The organism is Mycobacterium sp. 3-98, assembly GCF_035918355.1.
GTDB classification, from domain to species: domain Bacteria; phylum Actinomycetota; class Actinomycetes; order Mycobacteriales; family Mycobacteriaceae; genus Mycobacterium; species Mycobacterium intracellulare.
Map to the genome: position 1 here is coordinate 262,137 of NZ_CP142360.1, position 25,904 is coordinate 288,040.

Below are 25,904 nucleotides of genomic sequence, written 5' to 3' on the forward strand. Positions count from 1 at the left end.
ATCGGCGTGTCTAAATGGCGTGCCGCGGCCACAATTCCTCCGCGGAATAACGCACCGAATTAACGCCTGAGTAATTGCTGGGCGAGGGTTTGAATCGGCCAATCGCGGGACAATACTCATTCCGATGTGATCCAGTTCACACGACGGGAAGGGGTAGTCCCGATGCGCACGCAGTCACGCCTGAAAACCCCCGCGGCCGCGCTCACGGTGCTGGTTTTGCCGGCCACGACATTCGCCATCGGCACGGCGGGGGCCGAGGGCGCCGGCACCACCGTCGTTTTCGACGCCAAACTTCGGCGTTGCGATTTCAGCCTGGTGAGTTTTGCGGTGCAGATGCCGCACCCCTCGCTGGGGACGGGGTACGCCGTCGTGCGCACGGCAGGGTCGAGGGTGGTCGCGGACGTCCATTTGGTGAACCCGCCGGAGCCCGGCACCCATTTCGACGTGGGACTGATCCAGGTGCCCCGCCCCTCCTCCGCGCCGTGCGGGCCCGGCGACCCCGGGACCGCCTTCGCCGGCCTGGACACCGACGGGGCGGGCAGCGGGAACACGACCGTCCAGGACAGCATCCGGCCCGGCACGACCGGCGTGTGGGTGATCATCGAGCAACCGAACGCCCACGCGCAGAGCCCGGCGGAGTTCTACACCTCCGAGTTCGTCGTGCCGGTGAGGGCGTAGGGCAGATGAGAGGCGAAAGTGTCCGCATCCCAACGGGACACACGACAGCAGCGAATCGCGGCCGATGACGCCACCGGCGACCTGTCCGCGGTCCGGGGCTCCGCGTTGCCTGCGGACGGTGTCCCCGAGGAGATCGACACGTCGTCGGCGGCGGCCGAGGCGGCGGCGCTGGAGCGCGGCTCGGCCATGCTCGTGGTCAAACGGGGACCCAACGTCGGATCGCACTTCGTCCTGAACCAGCCCGTCGTGACCGCCGGACGCCACCCGGCCAGCGACATCTATCTCGACGACATCACGGTCAGCCGACGGCATGCCGAATTCCGCAGCGAGAACGGCGAATTCCGCGTCGTCGACCTCGGCAGCCTCAACGGCACCTATCGCAACCGCGAAGCCGTCGACTCCGCGGCGCTGGCCAACGGCGACGTGCTGCAGATCGGCAATTTCCGGCTGGTGTTCCTCGCCGCCCAGACGCCGTGATGCGACGATGTACACCTGCGAATTCCGGCCCGGCCAAACGATCTTCGCCCAGGGCGACCCGGGTGACCGGCTCTATCTGATCGCCGAAGGCACGGTGACGATCAGCCTCCGCGACCCCGCGGGCCGCACCGGCGTGCGGGCCATCCTGGGACCCGCGGACATCTTCGGCGAGCTGGCGGTGTTCGACCCCGCCCCTCGCGCGTGCACCGCCACCGCACTCACCGAGGTGCGAGCCCTGTGGCTGGACCGCGCCACCCTGCGCGCGTCGATGGCGCGGGATCCGGCGCTCGCCGAACAGCTGCTGCGGGCGCTGACCCGGCGAGTGCGGGCCGCCGAACGACAACTCGTCGAAATGGTTTCCAGCGATGTGAACGCCCGCGTCGCCCGCCAGCTGTTGGCGCTGGGCAGGCGGTTCGGCACCCGCGAGGGCGGCGCGCTGCGGGTCGCGCATGAACTCAGCCAGGACGAGCTGGCCCAGCTGGTGGGCGCCGACCGGGTGTCGGTGAACAAGGCATTGGGCAGCTTCACGACACGCGGCTGGATCTCGTTGAGAGGCAAGACCGTTGTGATCATCAACCCCGACGCGCTGGCAAGACGCGCCGGGGACGTCGGCGGCGCCGACGGCACCCGCTACGCCCTACCCCACGACGATCGGCTCGGCGCGTAGCGTCTGTCCCATGAGCGACTACGCCGTGGAGGCGGTGGACAGGCTGCCGTTCTCCACCGAGGAAAAATCGCAGCGCTACGCGACGGAGAACTACGGCGGGGCCGTCGGTCTCAATTGGTACAGCACCGATCCCACGCTGCAGTTCACCATGGCCTACTACCTGCAGCCCGACGAGCTGAAGCTGGCCGAGCGCCATCTGACGCGCATCGGCGAGCTGATGGGGGGCCCGGTGGCGCGGTGGGCCGAGGAGACCGACCGCAACCCGCCGCGGCTTCAGCGCTACGACCGGTGGGGCCACGACGTCAGCGAGGTGGTCATGCCGACGTCGTTCACCCAGTCCAAGCGGGCCGTCCTGGATGCCCAGCGGGCGCTGCGGACCGAGGCGCGCGAGGCGAAGATGAGCTCGTCGCTGACGCTGTTCGCGTCGAATTATCTGCTCAATCAAGCCGATATCGGCATGGGCTGCGCGCTGGGCACCGGCGGCGGCATGGTGCAGTCGCTGGTGGCGGCCTACGCGCCGGCCGACGTGGCCGAACACGTGCTGGCCAAATTCGCCTCCGGCGAGTGGGCCGGGGAGACGGCCCAGCTGCTCACCGAGCGCACCGGCGGCTCCGACCTGGGCGCCCTCGAGACGACCGCCACCCGTCACGGCGACTCGTGGCTGCTGAACGGGTTCAAGTGGTTTGCGTCCAACTGCGCCGGGGAGGCGTTCGTCGTCCTGGCCAAACCCGAAGGCGCACCGGACTCTTCGCGGGGCGTCGCCAATTTCCTGGTGCTGCGCACCCGCCGCGACGGCTCCCGCAACGGGGTGCGGGTCCGGCGCCTGAAGGACAAGCTCGGCACCCGTTCGGTGGCCTCGGGCGAGGTCGAGTTCGTCGACGCCGAGGCGTTCCTGCTGTCGGGCGAACCCACCGCCGAGTCCGGCCCCGCCGACGGCAAGGGGCTGGGCCGCATGATGGAGCTGACCAACGCCGCGCGGCTGGGCATCGCGTTGTTCGGGCTCGGCAATGCGCGGCGCGCCCTGGTGGAGTCGCTGTGCTACGCGCGGCAGCGGCGCGCCTTCGGCGGGGCGCTGATCGACAAGCCGTTGATGCGGCGCAAGCTCGCCGAGATGATCGTCGATGTCGAGGCCGCCCAGGCGCTGGTGTTCGACGGCACCGGCGCCACCAACCATCGCCAGCCGCGCAGCCTGCGGCAGCGCATCGCGGTGCCGGTCACCAAGCTGAAGGTGTGCCGGCTGGGGATCACCGCGGCGTCGGACGCGATCGAGATCCACGGCGGCAACGGCTACATCGAGACCTGGCCGGTGGCAAGGCTTTTGCGTGACGCGCAGGTCAACACCATTTGGGAGGGCCCGGACAACATCCTGTGCCTGGACGTGCGCCGCGGGATCGAGCAGACCCGCGCGCACGAGACGCTGCTGGCCCGGCTGCGCGACGCCGTGTCGGTCGCCGACGACGACGAAGCCACTAGGCTGGTCGCCGGCCGGATCGAGGATCTCGACGCGGCGATCACCGCGTGGTCCAAACTTGACCGGGAGCTGGCCGAGGCGCGGCTGTTCGGACTGGCGCAATTCATGGGCGACGTCTACGGCGGCGCGTTGCTCATCGAGCAGGCCGCCTGGGAGCGCGCCACCCGCGGCGGCGGGCGCAAGGCGCTGGTCGCGCGGCTCTACGCGCAGCGGTATCTGGCCGATCGCGGGGCGCTGCGCGGCATCGACGCCGACTCCGACGAGGCGCTGGAGCGCTTCGACGAACTTCTGGACGGTGCGCTGCGGCTCGAGGGCTAGGGGTTTCGGACGGGCCGGTAGACAAGGATCGCCAGGCCGTCACCCACTCTGCGGGTCGCGACGAGGCGCATGTCTTTCTTGCCGCTGGTGGCGCCGAAGAGGCGATCGCCGGCGCCGAGCACGAACGGGAAGACCATCATCCGCAACTCGTCGACGAGGTCGTGTTCTACCAGCGTGTGCACCAGCCGGGAGCTCCCGTAGACGACTATGCGCCCGTTGACCTTTCGGCGCAAAGTGGTTATCTCGCGTACTACATCTCCCGCCAGTACCGTCGTGTTGTTCCAATCCGGGTCGTGCAGGGTCGTCGATACCACGTACTTGGGCAAGCTGTTCAATCGGTCCGCCCACCGGCCGCTGCGGAACGGCCACCGGGCCGCGAAGAATTCGTAGGTCCGCCGCCCCAGCAGCAGGGCCTCCGCGCCCAGCGCCTCGTCGAGCCCGACCGCCGCCCAATCTTCATGGTCCCTAGTCCCTATCTGGCCGAACCAGCCACCGACCCTGAACCCCTCGTCCCCGGTCGGGTCCTGCACGACTCCGTCGAGCGAGACATTCTCGCTGATAATGATCGTTCCCATCCGTGCTCTCCTTACGGTGGCGTTGTCAGCACCTACCACTAATGGAGACACCGCCCCGTGTGCCCATGGGCCGGTGTCCATACGGGAAGGAGGTGACGAGGGTGACAGCGGGCGATCTGATGTGCCGGGCGCGCGCCGGGGACGGCGAAGCCTTCCGGGCGTTGGTCGAACCGTACCGCCGGGAGCTCCAGGTGCACTGCTACCGGATGCTCGGATCCTTGCAGGACGCCGAAGACACCTTGCAAGACGCGATGCTGGCCGCGTGGCAAGGGCTCGAGGGGTTCGAGGGACGCGCCTCACTGCGCACCTGGCTCTACCGCATCGCCACGAATCGCTGCCTGAACGCCCGTCGCTCAGCAAGCCGACGCGCGGGCAAGGAGTGGGACGTGCCTGATGTCGAACCGCCCCACCCCACCCGACTCGGTGAAGTGGTTTGGCTCGAGCCCTTTCCGGACTCCCTCATGCCGGAAGCTCGCTACGAGCGGACCGAATCCATCGCACTGGCTTTCGTTGCCGCCCTTCAGGTTCTGCCGCCTCGGCAGATCGCAGTACTCGTGCTGCGCGACGTCCTCGGATTCCGCACCGACGAGGTGGCCGACATGCTCGACTCGACAGTCGAATCGGTCAGGAGCGCCCTCAAACGGGCGCGCAACGGCCTGCGGCGTCACCGCGCCACTGTCGACGACCGGGAACCCCCACCGGCGCGCGACTCGCCTGCCGAAGTGGCGATCGTGGCGAAGTTCGTGCAGGCGTGGGAGTCCGCCGATCTCGATGCGCTGGTGGCCCTGTTGACCGACGACATCTTCATGTCGATGCCACCGATGCCGTTCGAATACGAGGGCCGCGAAGTTGTGGCCCGCTTCTGCCGGTCTCTCTTCCGTGCGGGCCGCAGGTTCGACCTCGTGGCGACCCGCGCCAATGGTCAGCCGGCATTCGGCGCCTATCTGCGCACGCCCACCGGCGTCAGCCACGGGGTCGGCCTGTATGTCCTCGACCTCAGTGGCGACCGCATCTGCGCCATGACCCGCTTCGACAACAGCGTGCTGTCGTGGTTCGGGCTCCCACGGTCGCTGGCGCCCGGCTAGATCGGGATGAGCCCGTGCTTGCGGGCCGTGCGGAACCACAACTGCTTGTCCCGCAACAGCTTCATCGACTTGCGCAGCAGCAGCCTGGTCTGGTGCGGGTCGATGACCGCGTCGATGAAGCCGCGTTCGGCGGCGGTCCACGGGATCGCCATGTTGAGGTTGTAGCCCTCGATGAAGTCCTTCTTGATCTGCTGCGCCTCGGGGGTGGTCGGGTCGGGGAACCGCTTCATCAGCAGCTGCGCGGCCCCTTCGGCGCCGATCACCGCGATCCGCGCGGTGGGCCAGGCGAAGTTGAAGTCGGCGGTCAGCTGCCGCGAGCCCATCACCGCGTAGGCGCCGCCGTAGGACTTGCGCACGGTGATCGTCACCTTGGGCACGTCGGCCTCGACCACGGAGTAGAGGAATCGCCCGCCGCGCTTGATGATTCCCCGCTTCTCCTCCTCGGCGCCCGGGAGGAACCCGGGGGTGTCCACCACGAAAACCAGCGGGATGTTGAACGCGTCGCAGAACCGGATGAACCGCGCCGCCTTGTCGGAGGCCTCGTTGTCGATCGACCCGGACATGTACATGGGCTGGTTGGCGATCACGCCCACGGGGTGGCCGTCGACCCGGGCGTAGCCGGTGATGATGGCCGGCCCGTGCTGCGCGGCGACGTCGAGGAAGTCGCCGTCGTCGAAGATCCGCAGCAGGATCTCGTGCATGTCGTAGGCCATGTTGTCCGAGTCGGGCACGATCGAGTCGAGCTCGAGGTCGGTCGGGGTGATCTCCGGCTCCAGGCCGGGGTTGACCACCGGCGGCTTGCCGAAGGTGCTCGACGGCAGGAACGACAGGAAGTCGCGCACGTACTGAAACGCCTCGGCCTCGGAGTTCACCACCTGGTGGATGTTGCCGTAGCGGGCCTGCGCGTCGGAGCCACCCAGCTCGTCGAGGGTGACCTCCTCGCCGGTGACCTCGCGGATCACGTCGGGGCCGGTGACGAAGAAGTAGCCCTGGTCGCGCACCGAGACCAGCAGGTCGTCCTGGATCGGCGAATACACCGCTCCCCCAGCGCATTTGCCGAAGATCAGGGAGATCTGGGGCACCAGGCCGCTCAAAGCCTCGTGCCGGCGGCCCAGCTCGGCGTACCACGCCAGCGAGGTCACCGCGTCCTGGATCCGGGCGCCACCGGAGTCCTGGATGCCGATGATCGGGCACCCGATCATCGCGCACCACTCCATCAGCCGGGCGACCTTGCGGCCGAACATCTCGCCGACGGTGCCCTGGAAGACCGTCTGGTCGTGGGAGAACACCCCGACCGGGCGGCCGTCGATCATGGCGTGCCCGGTGACGCACCCGTCGCCGTAGAGCGCGTTCGGGTCGTTCGGCGTCTTGGCCAGCGCCCCGGTCTCCAGGAAGGTGCCCGGGTCGACCAGCGCGTGCACGCGGGCGCGGGCGCTGGGGATGCCCTTCTTGTCGCGCTTGGCGACGGCCTTCTCACCGCCGGGCTCCTGGGCCAGTTCCAGGCGGCGATGGAGCTCGGCCAGCTTCTCGGCGGTGGTGTGCTGGATGGGGGCCGGCGCCATCTCCGTCACTACTTGCCTACCTCACTTGTCTGGGTGCTTTCCGCGTCCACCTTATTCAGCACCTCGGTCAGGTGTGCGCCTACCTTGCCGATGATCGGCTCGTCGATGGCCTGGATGTGCTCGCCGCCGATGGGGACCACCTCCAGGTCCGCCACGTACTCACCCCAGCCGCCGTCGGGCTGGCGGATCGCATAGCGCGGCTCGAACTCGATGACGTCGTCGTGGTAGCGATCGGCCATGTAGAGGGTCACGTGGCCGTCGTAGGGCTCGATCACGACGGTCTCGAGCGCCCGGTTGTCCAGGTACGAGGTCCGCTGGTGCTCGACGATGCCGCCCGGGATCTGCACGCCGCTCTGCTGGACGATGTCGAGGACGAACTTGACCTGCCCCTCGTCGTCGAGCTCTTCGAGCTGCTCGTAGGGGATCGCGGGGATCTCGACGTTGAAGGTGCGCTCCGCGAATCTGGCGTAGCGGTCCCAGCGCTTGCGGGTCTCCTCCTTGGTCTGGGGGATCTCCTCGCCGGGGCGCACCGTGTCGATCATCCCGACGAACCGCACGTCGGCGCCGGCCCGCTTCAGCCCGATCGCGCACGCGTACGCCAGGGCGCCACCGAGCGACCAGCCGGCCAGGATAAACGGCTTGCCGTCGTTCATCTCCAGCAGCTTGGGCACATACTGGGCGGCCCGCTCCTGGATGGTGCCCTCCACGCGCTCGAGCCCGTACATCGGGGTGCCCGCCGGCAGCCGGTTGAGCAGCGGCTCGTAGACCACGGTCGACCCGCCGGCCGGGTGGAACACGAACACCGGTATCTGCGAGTCGTTCTCCGGGGCCCGGATGGTGCGGACGAAGCCGTCGATCTGACCGGCCTCCAGGTACTGGCGGACCTTTTCGGCCAGCTCCTCAATGGTCTCCGACGTCAGCACGTCCTCGGCGGTGATCGTGCCGTCGGCACGCTCCGAGAGGCGCTGCGCCATCTTGGCCGCGGTGTCCTCGTCGAGCTTGGGCAGCGGGTTGAAGATGCCGCCCGGCGACTTGCCGGTGACGATCGCCCAGGTGGCGAAGGTGACCCGCTCGGCCGCGTCACGCGGGGGCACATCGGAATTGAGCGCCTTGGACACCGCTTCCTGGCTGAGCGCTCCCGCCAGGTTCGCGGTGGCGCCGTTGCCCGACGGTCCCGACGGATCCGTCGGCGGCGGCGGAATCGGCGCGTCCGACGACGGCGGTGCCGGCTGGGTCTGCGGCTCGGCCTGCGGGTCGGGCGCCGGCGCGGTCACCGAGTCGACCGTCGCGCCGCTGAGCAACCGCGCCTGTTCCTGCGCGATCTCGTCGGCGGTCAGCGTCTTCTGGTGCTCGTGCAGCTGCTCGACCTCGTCGCGGTGCTCGACCGCGTACTGGATCAGCGTCTCGATGTTGTACAGGTTGGCGTCGCGCACCGCGGTCAACTGGATGGGCGGCAGGTCGAAGTCGTATTCGACGCGGTTCTTGATCCGCACCGCCATCAGCGAGTCCAGGCCGAGCTCGATCAGCGGCACCTCCCACGGCAGGTCCTCGGGCTCGTAGCCCATGGCCGCCGAGACGATCAGGCCCAGCCGCTCGCCGATGGTCTCGCCGGAGTCCGGCGACCACCTGCCCACGCTCGACGGCAGGTAGCGGTTGGTCAGGCTGTCCGACAGCGTCTCGGCGTCGGTCTCCTCGGCGGGGGCTTCCGCCACCGGCCCGTCGGTCACCGGGGCCGCAATCGCCGCGCCGGCGCCCACCGCGGTCGGCAGCGCGGCAACGCTCTGGCCGGCCCGCGACACCAGCGCGTCGTAGACCAGGGTGAAGGACTCGTCGATGCGGGCGTGCACCTGAACCGAGGCGCCACCCGGGTGCCGGGTCATGGTCGTCACCAACCGGGCGCCGGCGCCGGGCACCGCGCGCTGCTCGGACGCCACCAACTGGGCATCCGAAAGCACCTGTGTCGCGGCCGATCTCACCAACGCAGCCAGGTCGGTCTCGCCGTTGCGCGGCGCGTACTCCCAGACGTGCCGGCCGTCCGGCAGTGCGACGTGGGTGCCGGGCATGATCACCGAGCCGTCGCCGGAGAAGTGCACGTCCAGCCAGTGCTCTTTGCGCTTGAACCTCGTCGGCGGGATGTTCGCGTAGTCCTCGGGGCCTTGCGCGCGGGTGAACAGCGTCCGGATGTCCAGCTCGTGGCCGTGCACGTAGAGCTGGGCCATCGCCGAGATCATCGACTCGACGTCGTCCTGCTTTTTGGCCAGCGTCGGAATCAGTTGGGCGTCATGCAAACCCGCGGCCGCGGTGGTCAAACCGATCTGCATCAGCGCCACCGGGTTGGGCGCCAGCTCCAGGAACGTGGTGTGGCCGCTGTCGACGGCGTTGCGCACGCCGTGGGTGAAGTAGACCGAATGCCGCATTCCCTTGACCCAGTAAGCGACGTCGTGGATCGGCTCGCCGCCGGGCTTGATGTAGCTGCCCTCGTGCACCGTCGAGAAGATCCCGACGGTGGGGCTCATCGGCTTGATGCCCTGCAGTTCCGCGGAGAACTCACCGAGCAGCGGATCCATCTGCGAGGTGTGGCCGGCGCCCTTGGTCTGCAGCTTTCGGGCGAAGCGACCCTCGGACTCGGCGCGGGCGACGATGGCGTCGATCTGCTCGGGCGGACCGCCGATCACGGTCTGGCTGGGCGCGGCGTAGACGCACACCTCCAGGCCGGGGAAGTCGGCGAACACCGTCTTGAGCTCGTCGGCGGAGTACTCGACGAGCGCCATGAACCGGATGTACTCGCCGAACAGCATGGCCTCGCCCTCACCCATCAGGTGCGAGCGCGAGGCGATCACGCGGGCGGCGTCGCGCAGCGACAGCCCGCCGGCGAAGTACGCCGACGCGGGCTCACCCAGCGACTGGCCCACCACCGCAGCGGGTTTCGCGCCGTGATGCTTGAGCAGCTCGCCCAGCGCGATCTGGATGGCGAAGATGACGACGTTGGAGGTTTCGATGCCGTATTCGTGGGAGTCGTCGAGGATCAGCTCGAGCACCGAGTAGCCGCGCTCGTCCTGAATCAGCGCGTCGACCTTCTCGATCCACTCGGCGAAGACCTCGTTGCGCAGGTACAGGTTTTTGCCCATCTTGCGGTGCTGCGCACCGAAACCGGCCATCGCCCAGACCGGGCCGCTGGTCACCGGGCCGTCGACGCTGAACACGTTCGGCCGCTGCTTGCCCTCGGCGACCGCCCGCAGGCCCTTGACGGCCTCCTCGTGATCGTGGGCCAGCACCACCGCGCGCGAGCGGCCGTGGTTGCGCCGCGACAGCGCCCGGCCGATCGATTCCAGCGACGACGCCTGCCCCTCCGGGCTTTCCATCCAGTCCGCGAGCTCGGCGGCCGCGGCCTTCTTGCGCGAGGTCAAAAAGCCCGACACCGCGAGCGGGATCAGCGGCCTGGTCGGCTCCGCCTCCTCTTGCGCGGCAAGCTCTTCCAGCGCGATCGCCTTGAGGCGCAGCGCCTCTTCGGTCACGCCCGGCAGCTCGTAGTCTTCCTCTTCGTCCGGCGCCTCGGCGTCGGGGATGATGTTGCCGAAGTCGTCGAACCGCAGCGAGTGGGCCTCGAGCGTGGGGGCCTCGGCCGCCTCGGCGGCTGCGGCGGCCTCTGCCTGGGGGGCGGGCTCGGGCTCGCGCTCCACCACGTCGCGCGGCAAGACCTCGCGCACCACCAGGTGCGCGTTGGCCCCGCCGAAGCCGAAGCTGGACACCCCGGCCAGCGCGTAACCACCGTAGCGCGGCCAATCAGTCGCGCTGTCAACGACTTTCAAGCGCATGCCGTCGAAGTCGATGTAGGGGCTGGGGCCGGCGAAGTTGATCGACGGCGGCAGCTTGTCGTGCTGCAGCGCCAGCACCACCTTGGCCAGGCTCGCCGCGCCGGCGGCCGACTCGAGGTGTCCCACATTGGTTTTCACCGCACCCAGCAGCGCCGGGCGGTCGGCGGGGCGGCCGCGGCCGACGATGCGGCCCAGCGCCTCGGCCTCGATCGGGTCACCCAGGACGGTGCCGGTGCCGTGCGCCTCGATGTAGTCCACGGTGCGCGGGTCGATCCCGGCGTCCTTGTAGGCACGTCGCAACACCTCGGCCTGGGCGTCCTGGTTGGGGGCGATCAAGCCGTTGGAGCGGCCGTCGTGGTTGACCGCGCTGCCGGCGATCACGGCCAGGATCTGGTCGCCGTCGCGGCGGGCGTCGTCGACCCGCTTGAGCACGAACATGCCGCCACCCTCGGAGCGGGTGTAGCCGTCGGCGTCCGACGAGAACGACTTGATCCGGCCGTCGGGGGAAAGCACCTGACCGATCTCGTCGAAACCGAGTGTGACCAACGGCGTCAGCAGCGCGTTGACGCCACCGGCGACCGCGACGTCGCACTCGCCGTTGCGCAGCGCCTGCACCGCCTGGTGCGTCGCCACCAGCGAGCTCGAGCAGGCGGTGTCCAGCGCGACCGACGGGCCGCGGAAGTCGTAGAAGTAGGACACCCGGTTGGCGATGATCGAGCTGGCGGTGCCGGTGATCGCGTACGGGTGGGCGACGGTCGGGTCGGAGACGGCCAGGAATTGGTAGTCGTTGTTGGAGAAGCCGACGTACACGCCGACGGCCTCGCCGCGCAGGCTCGACGCCGGGATGCGGGCGTGCTCGAGCGCCTCCCAGGTCAGCTCCAGCGCCATCCTCTGCTGCGGGTCGATGTTGTCGGCCTCGGTCTTGGCGACCGCGAAGAACTCCGAGTCGAAGCCCTTGATGTCCTTCAGGTAGCCACCGCGGGTGCGGGCGGCGCCGACGCGCGCCGCGATGCGCGGTTCGTCGAGGAACTCCGACCAGCGGCCCTCGGGCAGGTCGGTGATGGCGTCGCGGCCCTCCATGAGCGCTTGCCAGGTTTCGTCGGGGCTGTTCATGTCGCCGGGTAGCCGGGTGGACAGCCCCACGATCGCGATGTCGACGCGCTCGGCCGGGCCGGTGCGGGTCCAGTCCATCGCGTCGTCGGCGGCGGTGTCTATTTCGGGCTCGCCCTCGACGATGCGGGTGGCCAGCGACTCGATCGTCGGATGCTGGAAGGCCACCGCGACCGACAGCGTGACTCCGGTCATGTCCTCGATGTCGGCGGCCATCGCCACCGCGTCGCGCGACGACAGGCCCAGCTCGACCATCGGCACCGACTCGTCGATGTCGTCCGGTGACCGGCCGACCGCCTTGCCCACCCAGTTGCGCAGCCACTGGCGCATCTCGGGGACGGTCATGTCGGTCCCCTTGGCGGCGGGCGGGTGATCGGTGCTTTCGGGGTGCTCGGTGTCAGCCATGGTCCTGTAGCTCAGTCGGTGGAATTGGCGAACGCGGTCGGGGATCCGACGCCGCTTCGCAGACTGCCGTCGAGGTAGGCGGCGCGGCACGCGCGGTGCCCGATCTTGCCGCTGGAGGTCCGCGGGATCGTGCCCGACTGCACCAGCAGCAGGTCGCGGACCGTGACGCCGTGGCGCACGGCGATCGCCGCCCGGATGTCGTCGGCGATGGGCTGGTAGTCCAGCTTGTGCGAGCCCGCGGCCCGCTCGGCGACGATCACCAGCTGCTCGGAGCTGTCGTCCGGGTCGTACTTGAGGCCGGTGTGCGGGTTGTCGAACACTTCCTTCGGCAGCTGGTTCGCCGGCACCGAGAAGGCGGCGACGTAGCCGGTGCGCAGCGCCTTGCTGGCTTCCTGCGCCGAGTACTCGAGGTCCTGCGGGTAGTGGTTGCGGCCGTCGATGATGACCAGGTCCTTGATGCGGCCCGCGATATAGAGGTGGCCCTTGTAGTAGGTGCCGTAGTCGCCGGTCTTGACCCACATGCCGTCGTCGGGGGCGCCCTCGGCGTGCGACTGGCTGATCCGCGACTTGAGGATGTTGCGGAAGATGTCGTTGGTCTCCTGCTCCCGGCCCCAGTAGCCGGTGCCCAGGTTGTTGCCGTGCAGCCAGATCTCGCCGATCTGACCGTCCGGCAGCTCGCTCGCCGTCTCGGGGTCGACGATGACGGCCCACTCGTCGACACCGATGGTGCCGGCCGAGACCTGCGGAACGGCCTTCGGCGAATCGGCGGGCACCTCGACGAAGCGCTGCTTGTTCAGCTCGTCACGGTCGACGTGGATGACCGTGGGCGCCTGGTCCATCGGGGTGGTGGAGACGAACAGCGTCGCCTCGGCCAGGCCGTAGGACGGCTTGATCGCGGTCTCCCGCAGACCGTAGGGCGAAAACGCCTCGTAGAACTTGCGCATCGACGCCGGGGACACCGGTTCGCTGCCGTTGAGGATCGCCTTGACGTTGCTCAGGTCCAGCGGCGGCTCACCCTCCTTGGGCACCCCGCGCACCGCCGCGTGCTCGAAGGCGAAGTTCGGGGCGACGGTGAAGACCTCGCTGTCGGGAGCGTCCTCGGGCTTGCGCGCCATCTCGCGGATCCACCGGCCCGGCCGGCGCACGAAGGCGGCCGGCGTCATGAAGGTGAAGTTGTGGCCGAGCACCGGCGACAGCAGCGCCGTGATCAGCCCCATGTCGTGGAAGAACGGCAACCAGCTCAGCCCGCGGTCGCCCTCCTTGCCCTCCAGGCCGTTGAGCACCTGCAGCACGTTGGTGGGCAGGTTGAGGTGGGTGATCTGCACGCCCGTCGGGGTCCGGGTGGAGCCGGACGTGTACTGCAGGTAGGCGATGGTGTTCTCGTCGGCCTCGGGCGGCTCCCAGGTGGACGCGACCTCGTTGGGGACCGCGTCGACGGCGATGACGCGGGGCCGCTCCTTGGCCGAACGGGCGCGGATGAACTTGCGGACGCCTTCGGCGGCGTCGGTGGTGGTCAGGATCGTCGAGGGGGAGCAGTCGTCGAGGACGGCGTGCAGGCGGCCGACGTGACCCGGCTCGGCCGGGTCGAACAGCGGCACCGCGATCCGGCCGGCGTACAGCGCGCCGAAGAACGCGATGAGGTAGTCGAGGTTCTGCGGGCACAGCACGGCGATGCGGTCGCCCGGCTGGGTGACCTGCTGCAGGCGGGCGCCCACGGCCCGGTTGCGGGCGCTGAAGTCGCTCCACACGATGTCGCGGTACTCGCCGTCGCGTTCGGTGGAGAAGTCGACAAACCGGTAGGCGAGCTTGTCGCCACGCACCCGCGCCCACTTCTCAACGTGCTTGACCAAGTTCGTGTTGTCGGGGAACTTGATCTTTCCATTCACGATGAACGGGTTGTGGTACGCCATGCCGCTCTCCTGTCACACCTGTATCTAGGTCGGCTCCGCCGACGTTTGTTATCTCGGTCGGCTCCGCCGACGTTTCGGTCCTAGCTCTGGCCGGCTACCGCCGACCGTTACATGTCTACGCGCGGGCCAGAACGGCGGTCACGTGCCAGTCCCAGCCGGCATCGACCCCGACCCGGGTCCGCGACAAAGTCTGGTAGCTCTTAAATTCCTCTTAATGTTACGGGCCTGCCCACGGCAGACCAAATCACAAGGTACCGCTGATAGCCACCGCCAACCGCTACCTAAAGCCTGTGTCCCACCGCCCCGGTCATCCGTGTTTCGGTTGTGGCGCATTTGCAATCAGCCCGTGAGCCCAGTTCAACGTCCAGTCGGTCGCCGGGGCCCCGTCGACGCTCCAGCACTGGGTCGTCGCGTACAACGCGTGGACCGGTTGGGCGGCCCCGCCGGCCAACGTGTTCAGCGTGCTCGGCAGGTTGGCGATGCTGAAGGCCTCTTCCGGTGCGGCGCAGATGAGGTCGCCCGGGGCGCAGATCTCGTTGGTCCTGCCGTTGAGGTCACCGAAGCCGCCCGGGCGGGCGCCGGTCATGGTGAGACCCAGCCCGGACAAGATCGGCACCTCGTGCAGCGTGACCTCCGCGCCCTGGCCCGGCGGGTTGGGCCCGATGTCGTTACCCACCCCGAGCTGACGACGCCCGTCGGCGATCAACGTCACACCCAGCACCAGGTCTTCGTCGACGGGCCCGCGGCCGTTGCCGATATCGCTGGCGATGTCGCCCATGATCACCGCGCCCTGCGAAAAGCCCATCAGCACATAGCTGGTCAGCGGGCACTTGGTGTTCATGTCGGTCATCGCCGCCACGGTGGCGCGGGTGCCTTCGGCGCGGCTGGCGTTGTAGGACATCTGCGTGTCGCCGCTCAGCGGATTGTGGAACTGAGCGGTGTACGGGGTGGTGTACGCCTGCACCCGCGACGCGGGGAAGTCCTGGGTGAGGCTCGCGGTCACCTTGTGCAGCAACGCGTTCGGGAACTGCAGCGGGTTGGCGGGGTCGTCCTGGGGGGCGGACTCCCACGTGCCGGGAACGTTGACCAGCAGCACGTCGGGACACGAGGCGTCCTGGGATGCGGGGCGCGGCTTGTGCGGGTGAGATGTCGTCGACGACGGGGGCAAGACCCCGGGCGGCACCGCGCTGGGCTGCGACTCGCGCCCGCGCAGCACGGTGACGACGGCCACGATGACCAACAGGACGACACCGGCGACCGAAAGGGCGGCAACCCAGGCGAGGGTGCGGCGACGCTTACGCCGGGCGCTGTTAGCCATGTTCTCCTGCCAGCAGAGTCGGTGGATTCGCAGCTCGGATCCGGGCAAGCGGCCCTCGCGACCCCTGCTGCACTCCTACACGGTACCGGCTCTGCGGCTAGGCCAATCCGGGCCGCGACCCGCCGCGGCTGCTAGCGGATGGCGCCGACGATGTCGCCCGACATGGCCCCCAGTTGCCCCGACCACGAGCCCCAGCCGTTGTCGCCGCCGCCCGGGAAGTCGAAGTGGCCGTTGTGCCCGCCGTTGCTGCGGTACTGCTGGTAGAACTCCCGGGAACTGCCCATCGCCGCGGACGCCTGGCCGATCATGGCCGCGTCGTCGCCGCCCATATTGGTCGGGCTGTACACCCAGACCCGCGTGTTGTTCTGCGCCAGCAGCGCCGAGTGCACGTACGGGTCGTGCCACTTCCACCGGCCCAGCTGCGGCGCACCCCACATGCCGTTGCCGTCCACGCCGCCGAACTGCTGCAGCCCGGCCAGGATCGCGCCGTTGTAGTTGGTGCTCGACGGGTACAGGAAGCCCGACAGCGAGCCGGCGAAGCCGAAGCGGTCGGGGTGGAAGGCGGCCAGCGCCATCGCGCCGTAGCCGCCCTGGGAGGCGCCGACGGCGGCGTGGCCACCGGGCGCGAGGCCCTTGTTGGCGGCCAGCCAATCGGGCAGCTCGCTGGACAGGAACGTGTCCCACTGCTTGCTGCCGTCCTGCTCCCAGTTGGTGTACATGCTCCACGCGCCGCCGGCCGGGGCCACCACCGAGATGCCCTTGCCGCTCAGCGTGTTCATCGCGTTGCCGGCGGTGACCCAGTTGCTCACGTCGGGCGCCGCGTTGAAGGCGTCCAACAGGTACACCGCGTGCGGGCCGCCGGCGAGGAAGGCCACCGGGATGTCCCGGCCCATGGCCGCCGACGGAACCATCAGGCTTTCGTAGCCCGCGGCCCTGGCCTTGCCGACGGCCCCGACCGCCGGTGAGACAAAGGCCAGCCCGACCGCTAGCGCGGCCAAGCAGAACGCCCGAAGAAGCGCTGGCACACCCCGCACGACCGTCATGTCCACCCTCCATCGTCTAGTCGCTGAATGCACATTAGCCAGCGGGCCGGCCCCCGCGCTCGCCGGGTAGTGAAACACGTCACACGTGCCGCGAACGACTAACGGCGGAAACCCCGAAGGGTTCCCGCCGCGAGTCGTGGTGCTTGGCGTGTTTTAGGTGCCCTGGCCGGTTCCGTTACCGGCAGCCGAGGCCGTGGCCGGGCCCGCGCCCGGGGTGGCGCCCAGAACCGACTGCATGTCAGGCTTCATCGCCTGCAGCTGCGCGCCCCAGTAGGGCCAGTCGTGGGTGCCGTTGGCGTCGAAGTTCCAGAACGCGTTGTGGCCGCCCGCGGCGTTGTAGGCGTCTTGGAACTTCAGGTTGCTGGTCCGCACGAAGCCCTCGAGGAACTTCGCGGGCAGGTTGTCGCCACCGAGGTCGGACGGCTTGCCGTTACCGCAGTACACCCAGATGCGGGTGTTGTTGGCGACGAGCTTGCCCACCTGAAGCGACGGGTCGTTGCGCGCCCAGGCCGGGTCTTCCTTCGGGCCCCACATGTCGGCGGCCTTGTAGCCACCGGCGTCACCCATGGCCAGACCGATCAGCGACGGGCCCATGCCCTGAGACGGGTCCAGCAGCGCCGACAGCGATCCGGCGTAGACGAACTGCTCGGGGTGGTAGGCGGCCAGGATCAGCGCCGACGATCCGGCCATCGACAGGCCGACGACGGCGCTGCCGGTCGGCTTGACCTGCCTCTGGCTCTGCAGGTACGCGGGGAGCTCGCTGGTCAGGAAGGTCTCCCACTTGTAGGTGGTGCAGCCGGCCTTGCCGCAGGCGGGCTTGTACCAGTCGGAGTAGAAGCTGGACTGGCCACCCACCGGCATGGCGACCGAGATGCCCGACTGGTTGTACCACTCGAACGCCGGGGTATTGATGTCCCAGCCGTTGAAGTCGTCCTGCGCACGCATGCCGTCGAGCAGGTACAGAGCCGGCGAGTTCGCGCCGCCGCTTTGGAACTGAACCTTGATGTCGCGGCCCATCCCGGCGGACGGAACCTGCAGGTACTCCACCGGCAGACCCGGGCGCGAGAAGGCACCGGCGGTCGCCGAGCCCCCGACGGCGCCAATCAGGCCCGTCAGCAGCGCCGCACTGGCGGCCCCCACCACGAGCCGGCGCGGCATACTCGCCACGGCGCCGCGCAATCTGTCGACAAGCGTCATCCTTGCTTCCTCATCCTTCTTGCGGCCTCCCGGCGCATTCGTCCGTTTGGGCGCTTTCCTGATTGGGTCGAACTGCCTGCGCGTACCCACTTGCACGGCTCCTCGTCGAACCGGTCGGCCCGCATCGTCACCGCGCGAAGCGCAGGAGTGCCCGTGTAGTCAACCACACCTTGCCCCATTCGTTCGCATCGAGGCGGGCCCCCGAACCGGCGAGCGGCCCACCTACCCAGCGGTTTTCATGTCAAACACGTGTAGAAAAGGCGAGTATTGCGCATGTGCTTGACCGCCATTGCCAGCTGGTGAGAGGCCAAATGTGATGTTGCTGCCATTTTTTCGTGACGGGCCGGCCGTAATCGTGGTGAAATCTGCCGAAATTTCTTCTGCGCAGCGCTTACTCGCGAGGCGGCGGGGGCGATTGTTCGGGTATCGGAAGCCCGCACCGCGCCAGCTCGTAGAGCGGGACCCGGTCGATGCGGTACTTGGTGAACTGGAAGGAGTGCAGCACGTTGGACAGGAACCGATGCGGGTTCATCGGCGCGCGCACCGAGCCGAGCACCGCCTGGGTGTCGGGGCATTTCAGCGCCGCGACCGCGTCGGCGACCCACTGCGCGTCCAGGTAGCCCGGGATTCCCGGGTACACCTTCACCCAGGGGCCGTCGGCGATCACCCAGTCCGGGAAGAGGTTCTTGTCATGCCCGATGCGGCCGTGCTTGAGCCGCTCGGTGTGTTGCGCCAGTGGATTCGCCAGCCCGATCTGGTCGATGACCCGGACGTCGAGCCCGACGTTCATGCCGACCATGCCGAGGTTGGTGAAAAACACCGCGTGCTGCGGCTTTTGCGGTTTGTCGCCCGGCGCGGGCTGGGCCTGCGGCACCAGGTCCCATTGGATGTAGTTGCCCGACGGCAGCAGCAGCGCGCCGTCGGGGGTGTCGTTCAGGGCCGTCAGGATGGCGGCCATCCGCGGGTAGCCCAGGTAGTCCGCGGCGGTCAGCGGATGTGCGTGACCGGTGGCCTGGGCGTAGAAGCGCCGTTCGTCGACGATGCCGGAGTACGTGACGTGGGTGGCGTCGTCGCCCATGCCGGGTGAATTCGCGGCCCACAGCGACCAGCCGGCCACCCCCAGCCACAGCGCGGCGGCCGCGCCGGCCACCCAGTTACCGGTCTCGCGCGAATAGTCCTGGCCGTCGGGGATGGCGACCGGGACGACGGCCACGGGGGCCAGCAGGCAGAACACGGGCGCCAGCAGCACCCGCGCGTGCATGAAGTCGCCGCCCTGCCGAATCCAGTACAGGGCCTGCAGCAGGCCGCTGATCAGGACCCACGCGACCACCGCCGGCGGGCTGTGCACGGCCCGGGCCACCCGCCCGTAGTCGGGCGCCAGCGCGGGCCGCAGGAACGAGGGCCGGCGCCGGGCTGCGAACAGCAGCACGCCCAGCGGCACGAGCAGGACCACGGGTATCCACACCGCGTACGGGGCGTCGAAGTTCGAGAGGTAGATCATGCCCTGGGACCACTTGTCCCCGGCCGCATCCTTGGCCAGGGCGGTGCCCGGCACCAGCAGGCCGTAGTAGCCCATCCGGAAGATCTCGTAGCCGACCGGCAGGAGACCGCCGGCCGCCACGATCAGCGCGCGGCGCCGCCAGGTCCGGGCGGCGATCATCATCATGATCAGCGCCAGCCCACCCATGAGCGCCAGCTCGGGCCGGACCAGGACGCTGAACCCGGCGACGAACGCCAGCGCGCCGACGAACACGTTCTTGTCCGGGCGGTTGCGAACGGGCTGCGCCCAGCAGACCATCATCCACCACAGCAGCCCGAGGTAGGCCAGCGCCAAACCGCTTTCCAGGCCCGAGGTGGCGAAGTCGCGCGCCGGCGGCAGCGCGATGTACACCAGTGCGCCGGCGGGCAACATGATCGCTTTGCGCCCGCGCAGGCTGGGCGCGTACAGCCGCGCGGCGCCCAGCATCAGCAGCGCCACACCGAGCACCGAAAGCACCAGCGCCAGAGCCAAAGCCACGTACTCCATGCGCAGCGGGCCGCCGACCCAGCTGCCGGCGTACATCAGGTACGTCCAGGCGGTGGAGGTGTTGGCCTCCACCCGCTCGCCCTGGTTGAAGACCGGCCCGTTGCCGGCGAGCAGGTTGCGCACGGTGCGCAACACGATGAGCCCGTCGTCGGCGATCCACCGCCGCTGCCAGGCGCCCCAACCGAACAGGACGGCGACGACCGCGACGCCGATCCACAGGCTGGTCCGCACCATGGTCGTGTATGGGAACACCGGCCAGCCGGGCCGCCTGATCACCGGCCGGCTGCGCATCATGCGCGCCTTGAGCGCCTGCAGCTCGGGGCTAACCGAAGGCAACGGCGGCTCCAATGGTCGCGATCCACGCCACCGCCAGCAGCTGCAACACCCGGTCCCGCAACGCGATGTCTTCGGGCTCCCCGGCCAGACCGCCGTCCACGTCGACCGCGTAGCGCAGGATCGCGATGGTGAACGGGACCATGGAGACCGCGAACCAGGACCCCGAATGGTGGTCGCGCTCGAACGCCCACAAGCCGTAACAGACCACCACCGCGGTGGCGGACATGGTCCAGACGAACCTCAGGTACGTGCTGGTGTAGCTCTCCAGCGACTTGCGGATCTTGGCGCCGGTGCGTTCGGCCAATTGCAGTTCGGCGTAACGCTTGCCGGCCACCATGAACAGCGACGCGAACGCCGCCGAGAGCAAAAACCATTGTGACAGCGGGATTTCGGTGGCCACGCCGCCGGCGATGGCGCGCAGCAGGTACGCCGATGACACGATGCAGATGTCAAGCACCGCTTGGTGTTTGAGTCCGAAGCAGTACGCCAGCTGCATGCCGAGGTAGACGGCCATCACCAAGGCCAGGTTCGGCGTCACCATCCAGGCGATGCCCAGCGAGGCCGCACCCAGCAGCACCGCCAGGGCGTAGGCCAGCCACTCGGGCACGACGCCCGCCGCGATCGGGCGGAACCTCTTGGTGGGGTGTTCGCGGTCGGCCTCGACGTCGCGCACGTCGTTGACCAGATAGATCGACGACGCCGCCAGGCTGAACACCACGAACGCCAACCCGACCTGAGTGAGCATCTGCCCGTAGTCGTATCGAATCCCGCTGCCCAGCCCGGCCACCGGCGCGGCCAGCACCAAGACGTTCTTCACCCACTGGCGCGGGCGGAGCGCCTTGATCACCCCGGCGACCAGGTTGCTGGGCGGCCCGGCCACCACTTCCTCGGTTTCCTCGGTCATGCGTTACCTCTTACAACCTCTTGCACCTGTCCGGCGCGGCGCGCGATCGCCGCGATGACGGCACCCAGGGCGATGCCGCAGGCCACGTCGCTGGGGTAGTGCACGCCCAGCAACATTCGCGACAACGCCATCGGCGGCACCAGGACCGCGGGTAGCGGCAGGCCGGTGGTCCGGCCCATCAGGATGGCGGCGGCGGTGGTGGAAGTGGCATGCGCGGAGGGAAAACTCAACTGGCTGGGCGTGCCGACGTTCACCACGACGGCGGGATCGTGCGGCCGCTTGCGCCGCACGATCCGCTTGACGACCACGGCGGCGGCGTGGGCGACGAAGGCGCCGGCCCCGGCGATCAGCCAGTCCCCGCGCCGCTTCGGCGACAGGACCGCGCCGAGCAGGGCGACGGCCACCCACCCGACGCTGTGCTCGCCGAAGTGGGACAGCGCGCGCGCCACCGATAGCACCCCGGGCCGACCGCCCAGCGCCGCCTGGACGGCGACCAGCGCGGCCACCTCACCGCGCGGGGCCTGCGCAGCAGAGGCCTCAGGCATGTTCCGCAGCTGGCAGCAACGCCGTCTCCCACTTCTGCTTGCTGGACAACACCGGCAGTGCGTCGCGATAGACCCTGCGCATCTCGTCGAACCGGCTGAGCAGCTGACGCTGCCGGCGCAACGATTTGAACAACAGCGAGAACATCTTTCGGCGGTCCCGCTGTCGGTAGACCACGCCGCATCCGTCGGCCGTCGTGACCGTCACGCCGTCGACGGTGCACAAGCGGAACCAGCGCGCGTCCTGGGTCGGCACGTTGTACTCCGGGGTCCGGTGCGCCTCGGTGTCGGCCTTGGTCGCGTTGTGCAGGATCCCGCGGGCCAGCCGGTAACCGATCGACACCGGGTTGACCGGCGGGTTCATCACCCTGCTCTGGTAGCGCGGTTGCGGTAGCTCGCTGGCCGCCGGCAGCACCACCGCGTCCGGGTATTCCTTGCGCAGGCGATGCACCTCCGGCAGCGCGGATTCCAGGATCGAGAAGATGTGCTCGGGCCCGGCGAGGAAGTCGTCGATGGCCCTGTTCTGGATCGCCACCGTCGAATACTCAAGGCAGGCAAGGTGTTTCAGCGTCGCCTTGAGGTGGCTGCGGACCAGCCCGGTGATGTCACCGTCCCAGTGCAGCGCCGCGACCACCAGCCGGTTGCGCAGGTGGAAGTAGGCCTGCCAGTCGATGGCGTCGTCCTTGTCGCTCCAGGCCATGTGCCAGATGGCGGCGCCGGGCAGGGTGACGGTCGGATAGCCGTGCTCGCCGGCGCGCAGGCCGTATTCGGCGTCGTCCCATTTGATGAACAGCGGCAGCGGCTGGCCCAGTTCCTCGGCGACCTGCCGGGGGATCATGCACGTCCACCAGCCGTTGAAGTCGACGTCGATGCGCCGGTGCAGCAGTGCGCTGCGAGGGTTCTTGTCGTTCAACGGAAATTGCGCGAAGTCGTGGTCGTATTCGGCGTGCGGCGCGGCGGTCCACATGAAGTTCGACTGGTCGACGACCTCGCCCATGATGTGCAGGTGGGACGGCTCCTGCAGGTTCAGCATCTGGCCGCCGATGAGCATCGGTGTCTTGGCGAAGCGGTGCAGAGCCAGCACCCGCAGGATCGTGTCCGGCTCGATGCGGATGTCGTCGTCCATGAACAGGATCTGTTGGCAGTCGGTGTTTTTCAGCGCCTCGTACATCACCCGGCTGTAGCCGCCGGAGCCGCCGAGGTTGGGCTGGTCGTGGATGGACAACCGATCGCCCAGGCCGGCGGCCGCCGCCGGGAAGTCCGGGTGTTCGCGCACCTTGCGGGTGCCCTGGTCCGGAACGATCACCGCGCCGATCACCTTGTCCACCAACGGGTCTGCGGTGAGGTCGGCCAGCGCGTTGACGCAGTCGGCGGGGCGGTTGAAGGTGGGGATGCCGACGGCGATGTTGGCCGTGCCCGGGGCCGGCTCGGTCGCATACCAGCCGCCGCTGATCAGGTTGACCTCGGTGTCGGTGGTGATGTCGAACCAGATCCAGCCGCCGTCCTCGAACGGCCGCAGGGCCACCTCGATCTCGACGACGGCCGGCTGCTCGTCGGTGCCGACGAATTGGCGGCCCTCCACCGAGATTCGCACCCCGGTGGCCTTGGTCCGGTAGACGTCGACGCGTCCGGTCCCGGTCAGCTCGACGCGCAACACGACCGAACTGCAGATCGACCAGCGCCGCCAGTAGCTCGCGGGGAACGCGTTGAAGTAGGTGGCGAACGACACCTCGGACTCTTTGCCGATCTCCAGCGAGGTGCGGCTGGTGGCATGCGCACGCCGGGCGTTGGTCGTCGACTCCTCCAGGTACAGCTTGCGCACGTCGAGCGGCTCGCCGGGACGCGGCAGGATGATTCGGGACAACAGGCTTACGGCAGTCATCAGGCGCCACTCCTCCTCATCGCTTCGCTCTGCATCGTCGTAGCACGCATCAGGCGCTCTCCCCCACTAGAGCTTTGCCGTCGCGCAGGTGCGGCGCGAGGACGTTGTCGTACATGTTCAGTGCGCTGGCGATGGCCATGTGCATGTCCAGATACTGGTAGGTGCCCAACCGCCCGCCGAAAAGCACCTTCGCCGAAGCGGTTTCGGACTTCGCCCTGGCCCGGTAGGCGGCCAGCACGGCGCGGTCGGCCTCGGTGTTGATCGGGTAGTAGGGCTCGTCGTCGTCCTCGGCGAACCGCGAATATTCGCGCATGATCACGGTCTTGTCGGCCGGATAGTCGCGCTCGGTGTGGAAGTGCCGGAACTCGTGGATGCGGGTGTAGGGCACGTCGGCGTCGTTGTAGTTCATCACCGGTGTGCCCTGGAAATCCCCGATCGGAAGCACTTCCAGCTCGAAGTCCAGCGTGCGCCAGCCCAGCCGGCCCTCGGCGTAGTCGAAGTAGCGGTCCAGCGGGCCGGTGTAGACGACCGGCGCGTCGGGGCTGTCCGCGCGCAGTTGGTCGCGCACGTCGAACCAGTCGGTGTCCAGCCGGACCTCGATGCGGTCGTCGGCGGCCATGTTCTGCAGCCACGCCGTGTACCCGTCGACCGGCAGGCCCTCGTAGGTGTCGGAAAAGTAGCGGTTGTCGAACGTGTAGCGCACCGGCAGCCGGGTGATGTTCGACGCCGGCAGCTCCTTGGGGTCGGTCTGCCACTGCTTGGCGGTGTAGTTCTTGAGGAAGGCCTCATAGAGCGGCCGGCCGACCAGGGAGATGGCCTTCTCCTCGAAGTTCTGCGCGTCCTCGGTTTTGATCTCGGCGGCCTGCTCGGCGATGAGCTTGCGCGCCTCGTCGGGGGTGAAGTACTTGCCGAAGAACTGCGACACCAGGCCCAGCCCCATCGGGAATTGGTAGGCCTGCCCGTTGTGCATGGCGAAGACCCGGTGCCGGTAGTCGGTGAACTCGGTGAACTGCCGCACGTAGTCCCAGACCCTCTTGTTAGAGGTGTGGAACAGGTGGGCGCCGTACTTGTGCACCTCGATGCCGGTGTGCGGCTCGGCTTCCGAATAGGCGTTGCCACCGATGTGCGGACGGCGGTCCACCACGAGTACACGCTTCTGAAGCTGGGTAGCCACGCGCTCGGCAATGGTCAGTCCGAAGAATCCAGAGCCGACGACGAAAAGATCGAAACGAGCTGTCATCGGTTGCTTAGGGTATCCGACCGCGGGGCCCTAACCCATTTGGCGAGGCCACGGAGAGGGCCGGCCGTTTGACGGGCGCCGTCGCGGGGGCCTTCGCGGCGGCCGGTGGGAGGTCCCGGGCTCGCGATCACAGTCCTGGTCGCAATTGCCTCACGATTCAATATCACCACTCTAGTAACAGGGTCCCCACTCGTACCATCGACTGTGTGTGATTCCAGCCAGATAGGACCGGCGGGACCGCCGACACAACACATAGTCAGATAGAGGAGACTTCCGTGCCGAACCGACGCCGACGCAAGCTCTCGACAGCCATGAGCGCGGTTGCCGCCCTGGCAGTGGCGAGTCCGTGCGCATACTTCCTTGTTTACGAATCGACGGCCGACAACAAGGCGCCCGAGCATCACGAGTTCAAGCAGGCCGCGGTGATGAGCGACCTGCCCGGCGAGCTGATGGGCGCGCTGTCCCAGGGGCTGTCGCAATTCGGGATCAACATGCCTCCGGTTCCCGCCCTGAGCGGGGGCGCGACCACACCCGGTCTCGCCAGTCCCGGCCTGGGCACTCCGGGCCTCGGGTCCCCCGGGCTGGGGACGCCGGGCCTGACCAATCCCGGCCTGACGAGCCCTGGTTTGACCAGCCCCGGCCTGACGAGCCCCGGTTTGACCAGCCCCGGGCTGGCGAGCCCGGGCCTCACGAACCCCGGCGCGGCTCCTACGACGCCCGGGCTCACCGCGCCCGGTGCGCTGCCGGCCACCCCGGGCGCGGGGATCGCGACCCCGGGCGCCGGGCTCAACCCCGCGCTGTCCAACCCCGGGCTGACCAGCCCGGCCGGGGTGGCGCCGGGGCTGGGCAGCCCGACCCTGTCGCCGAGCGAGGTACCCATCGACTCCGGGGCCGGCCTGGACCCGGGCGTCGGCGGCACCTACCCGATCCTCGGCGACCCGTCGACGTTCGGTAACGCTTCGCCCATCGGTGGCGGCACCGGCCTGGGCGGTGGCTCCGGATCCGGCGCCAGCGGCGGCCTGGTCAACGACGTCATGCAGGCGGCCAACCAGTTGGGCGCCGGTCAGGCGATCGACCTGCTCAAGGGCTTGGTGATGCCGGCCATCACGCAGGGCATGCAGGGCGGCGGGGCCGCGGGCGCCCTCCCGGGTGCCGCCGCGGGCGCTCTGCCGGGCGCCGCGGGTGCCTTGCCGGGCGCCGCGGGTGCCCTGCCCGGTGCCGCGGCGGGAGCACTCCCGGCCGCCGCGGGTGCCGCCGGTGCGCTGCCGGCGGCCGCGGGCGCGGTGCCGGCACTGCCCCCGGTCTGACCTTTACCCGAACCCTCCACCAGACGGCACCGCAGA

18 protein-coding genes are annotated in these 25,904 nt (G+C 68.9%); 6 read left to right on the forward strand and 12 right to left on the reverse strand.

The window, feature by feature from the left end; translation table 11 throughout:
* Positions 1–162 precede the first annotated feature (162 nt).
* From QGN30_RS01360 to QGN30_RS01375, 4 genes are read left to right on the forward strand one after another with little or no spacing between them, the layout of a single operon-like run.
* Complete coding sequence (locus tag QGN30_RS01360; RefSeq protein WP_014378858.1) at positions 163–678, forward strand: hypothetical protein; 516 nt, start codon at positions 163–165, stop codon at positions 676–678.
* 18 nt (positions 679–696) lie between these two features.
* A complete protein-coding gene (locus QGN30_RS01365) occupies positions 697–1,155 on the forward strand; it encodes an FHA domain-containing protein (RefSeq protein ID WP_095762749.1) in 459 nt (152 codons plus the stop codon).
* 7 nt (positions 1,156–1,162) lie between these two features.
* Entirely contained in the window at positions 1,163–1,822 is a 660-nt protein-coding gene (locus QGN30_RS01370) for a Crp/Fnr family transcriptional regulator (RefSeq protein WP_014381616.1), read from the forward strand.
* Positions 1,823–1,832: 10 nt separating this feature from the next.
* Positions 1,833–3,611: an acyl-CoA dehydrogenase family protein gene (locus QGN30_RS01375; RefSeq protein ID WP_248923336.1), complete on the forward strand. Its 1,779-nt coding sequence runs from the start codon at positions 1,833–1,835 to the stop codon at positions 3,609–3,611.
* Here QGN30_RS01375 and QGN30_RS01380 read toward each other — a convergent pair.
* Positions 3,608–4,186 (reverse strand): dihydrofolate reductase family protein, encoded by a 579-nt coding sequence (locus QGN30_RS01380; protein ID WP_014378856.1) that lies wholly within the window; start codon positions 4,184–4,186, stop codon positions 3,608–3,610. The genes QGN30_RS01375 and QGN30_RS01380 overlap by 4 nt on opposite strands.
* A gap of 101 nt (positions 4,187–4,287) precedes the next feature.
* On the opposite strand from QGN30_RS01380, the gene QGN30_RS01385 reads away from it, so the two are divergent.
* Positions 4,288–5,271 carry a sigma-70 family RNA polymerase sigma factor gene (locus tag QGN30_RS01385; RefSeq protein WP_248923335.1) on the forward strand — a complete coding sequence of 328 codons (984 nt, stop codon included), beginning with the start codon at positions 4,288–4,290 and terminating at the stop codon, positions 5,269–5,271.
* Here QGN30_RS01385 and QGN30_RS01390 read toward each other — a convergent pair.
* The 11 genes from QGN30_RS01390 to glf form a co-directional block, all read right to left on the reverse strand.
* Complete coding sequence (locus QGN30_RS01390; RefSeq protein WP_014378854.1) at positions 5,268–6,833, reverse strand: acyl-CoA carboxylase subunit beta; 1,566 nt, start codon at positions 6,831–6,833, stop codon at positions 5,268–5,270. The genes QGN30_RS01385 and QGN30_RS01390 overlap by 4 nt on opposite strands.
* An 8-nt stretch (positions 6,834–6,841) precedes the next feature.
* Positions 6,842–12,163: a polyketide synthase Pks13 gene (gene pks13, locus QGN30_RS01395; RefSeq protein ID WP_201368026.1), complete on the reverse strand. Its 5,322-nt coding sequence runs from the start codon at positions 12,161–12,163 to the stop codon at positions 6,842–6,844.
* Positions 12,164–12,174: 11 nt separating this feature from the next.
* The gene (gene fadD32 / locus QGN30_RS01400) at positions 12,175–14,073 is read right to left on the reverse strand and encodes a long-chain-fatty-acid--AMP ligase FadD32 (protein WP_009956782.1); all 1,899 of its coding nucleotides are present in this window, start codon (positions 14,071–14,073) and stop codon (positions 12,175–12,177) included.
* Between the two features lie 307 nt (positions 14,074–14,380).
* Entirely contained in the window at positions 14,381–15,391 is a 1,011-nt protein-coding gene (gene culp6, locus QGN30_RS01405) for a carboxylesterase Culp6 (RefSeq protein WP_009956783.1), read from the reverse strand.
* 131 nt (positions 15,392–15,522) lie between these two features.
* Entirely contained in the window at positions 15,523–16,425 is a 903-nt protein-coding gene (locus QGN30_RS01410) for an esterase family protein (protein WP_008263024.1), read from the reverse strand.
* A 162-nt stretch (positions 16,426–16,587) separates the two neighbouring features.
* Positions 16,588–17,631, reverse strand: a complete 1,044-nt coding sequence (gene ag85A, locus QGN30_RS01415; protein WP_008263023.1) for a diacylglycerol acyltransferase/mycolyltransferase Ag85A — start codon at positions 17,629–17,631, stop codon at positions 16,588–16,590.
* 391 nt (positions 17,632–18,022) lie between these two features.
* On the reverse strand, positions 18,023–19,993 hold the full coding sequence (gene aftB, locus QGN30_RS01420; protein WP_269147568.1) for a terminal beta-(1->2)-arabinofuranosyltransferase: 1,971 nt from the start codon (positions 19,991–19,993) through the stop codon (positions 18,023–18,025).
* Positions 19,980–20,897: a decaprenyl-phosphate phosphoribosyltransferase gene (locus tag QGN30_RS01425; protein WP_008263021.1), complete on the reverse strand. Its 918-nt coding sequence runs from the start codon at positions 20,895–20,897 to the stop codon at positions 19,980–19,982. The genes aftB and QGN30_RS01425 overlap by 14 nt, the downstream gene beginning before the upstream one ends.
* Positions 20,894–21,442, reverse strand: a complete 549-nt coding sequence (locus tag QGN30_RS01430) for a phosphatase PAP2 family protein (protein ID WP_179960096.1) — start codon at positions 21,440–21,442, stop codon at positions 20,894–20,896. The genes QGN30_RS01425 and QGN30_RS01430 overlap by 4 nt, the downstream gene beginning before the upstream one ends.
* The gene (locus tag QGN30_RS01435) at positions 21,435–23,321 is read right to left on the reverse strand and encodes a glycosyltransferase (RefSeq protein ID WP_008263006.1); all 1,887 of its coding nucleotides are present in this window, start codon (positions 23,319–23,321) and stop codon (positions 21,435–21,437) included. Before QGN30_RS01435 ends, QGN30_RS01430 begins: the two co-directional genes overlap by 8 nt.
* A 49-nt stretch (positions 23,322–23,370) precedes the next feature.
* Entirely contained in the window at positions 23,371–24,561 is a 1,191-nt protein-coding gene (gene glf / locus QGN30_RS01440) for a UDP-galactopyranose mutase (protein ID WP_009956790.1), read from the reverse strand.
* 275 nt (positions 24,562–24,836) lie between these two features.
* On the opposite strand from glf, the gene QGN30_RS01445 reads away from it, so the two are divergent.
* Positions 24,837–25,868: a PirG gene (locus tag QGN30_RS01445; protein ID WP_179300606.1), complete on the forward strand. Its 1,032-nt coding sequence runs from the start codon at positions 24,837–24,839 to the stop codon at positions 25,866–25,868.
* The last annotated feature ends 36 nt before the right edge of the window (positions 25,869–25,904 follow it).

Bases quoted from the DNA above. Each gene is read 5' to 3' on its own strand.
- QGN30_RS01360 (WP_014378858.1), top strand. From the start codon at position 163: ATGCGCACGCAGTCACGCCTGAAAACCCCCGCGGCCGCGCTCACGGTG.
- QGN30_RS01370 (WP_014381616.1), top strand. From the start codon at position 1,163: ATGTACACCTGCGAATTCCGGCCCGGCCAAACGATCTTCGCCCAGGGC.
- QGN30_RS01375 (WP_248923336.1), top strand. From the start codon at position 1,833: ATGAGCGACTACGCCGTGGAGGCGGTGGACAGGCTGCCGTTCTCCACC.
- QGN30_RS01380 (WP_014378856.1), bottom strand. From the start codon at position 4,186: ATGGGAACGATCATTATCAGCGAGAATGTCTCGCTCGACGGAGTCGTG.
- QGN30_RS01390 (WP_014378854.1), bottom strand. From the start codon at position 6,833: ATGGCGCCGGCCCCCATCCAGCACACCACCGCCGAGAAGCTGGCCGAG.
- pks13 (WP_201368026.1), bottom strand. From the start codon at position 12,163: ATGGCTGACACCGAGCACCCCGAAAGCACCGATCACCCGCCCGCCGCC.
- fadD32 (WP_009956782.1), bottom strand. From the start codon at position 14,073: ATGGCGTACCACAACCCGTTCATCGTGAATGGAAAGATCAAGTTCCCC.
- culp6 (WP_009956783.1), bottom strand. From the start codon at position 15,391: ATGGCTAACAGCGCCCGGCGTAAGCGTCGCCGCACCCTCGCCTGGGTT.
- ag85A (WP_008263023.1), bottom strand. From the start codon at position 17,631: ATGACGCTTGTCGACAGATTGCGCGGCGCCGTGGCGAGTATGCCGCGC.
- QGN30_RS01425 (WP_008263021.1), bottom strand. From the start codon at position 20,897: ATGACCGAGGAAACCGAGGAAGTGGTGGCCGGGCCGCCCAGCAACCTG.
- QGN30_RS01430 (WP_179960096.1), bottom strand. From the start codon at position 21,442: ATGCCTGAGGCCTCTGCTGCGCAGGCCCCGCGCGGTGAGGTGGCCGCG.
- QGN30_RS01435 (WP_008263006.1), bottom strand. From the start codon at position 23,321: ATGACTGCCGTAAGCCTGTTGTCCCGAATCATCCTGCCGCGTCCCGGC.
- glf (WP_009956790.1), bottom strand. From the start codon at position 24,561: ATGACAGCTCGTTTCGATCTTTTCGTCGTCGGCTCTGGATTCTTCGGA.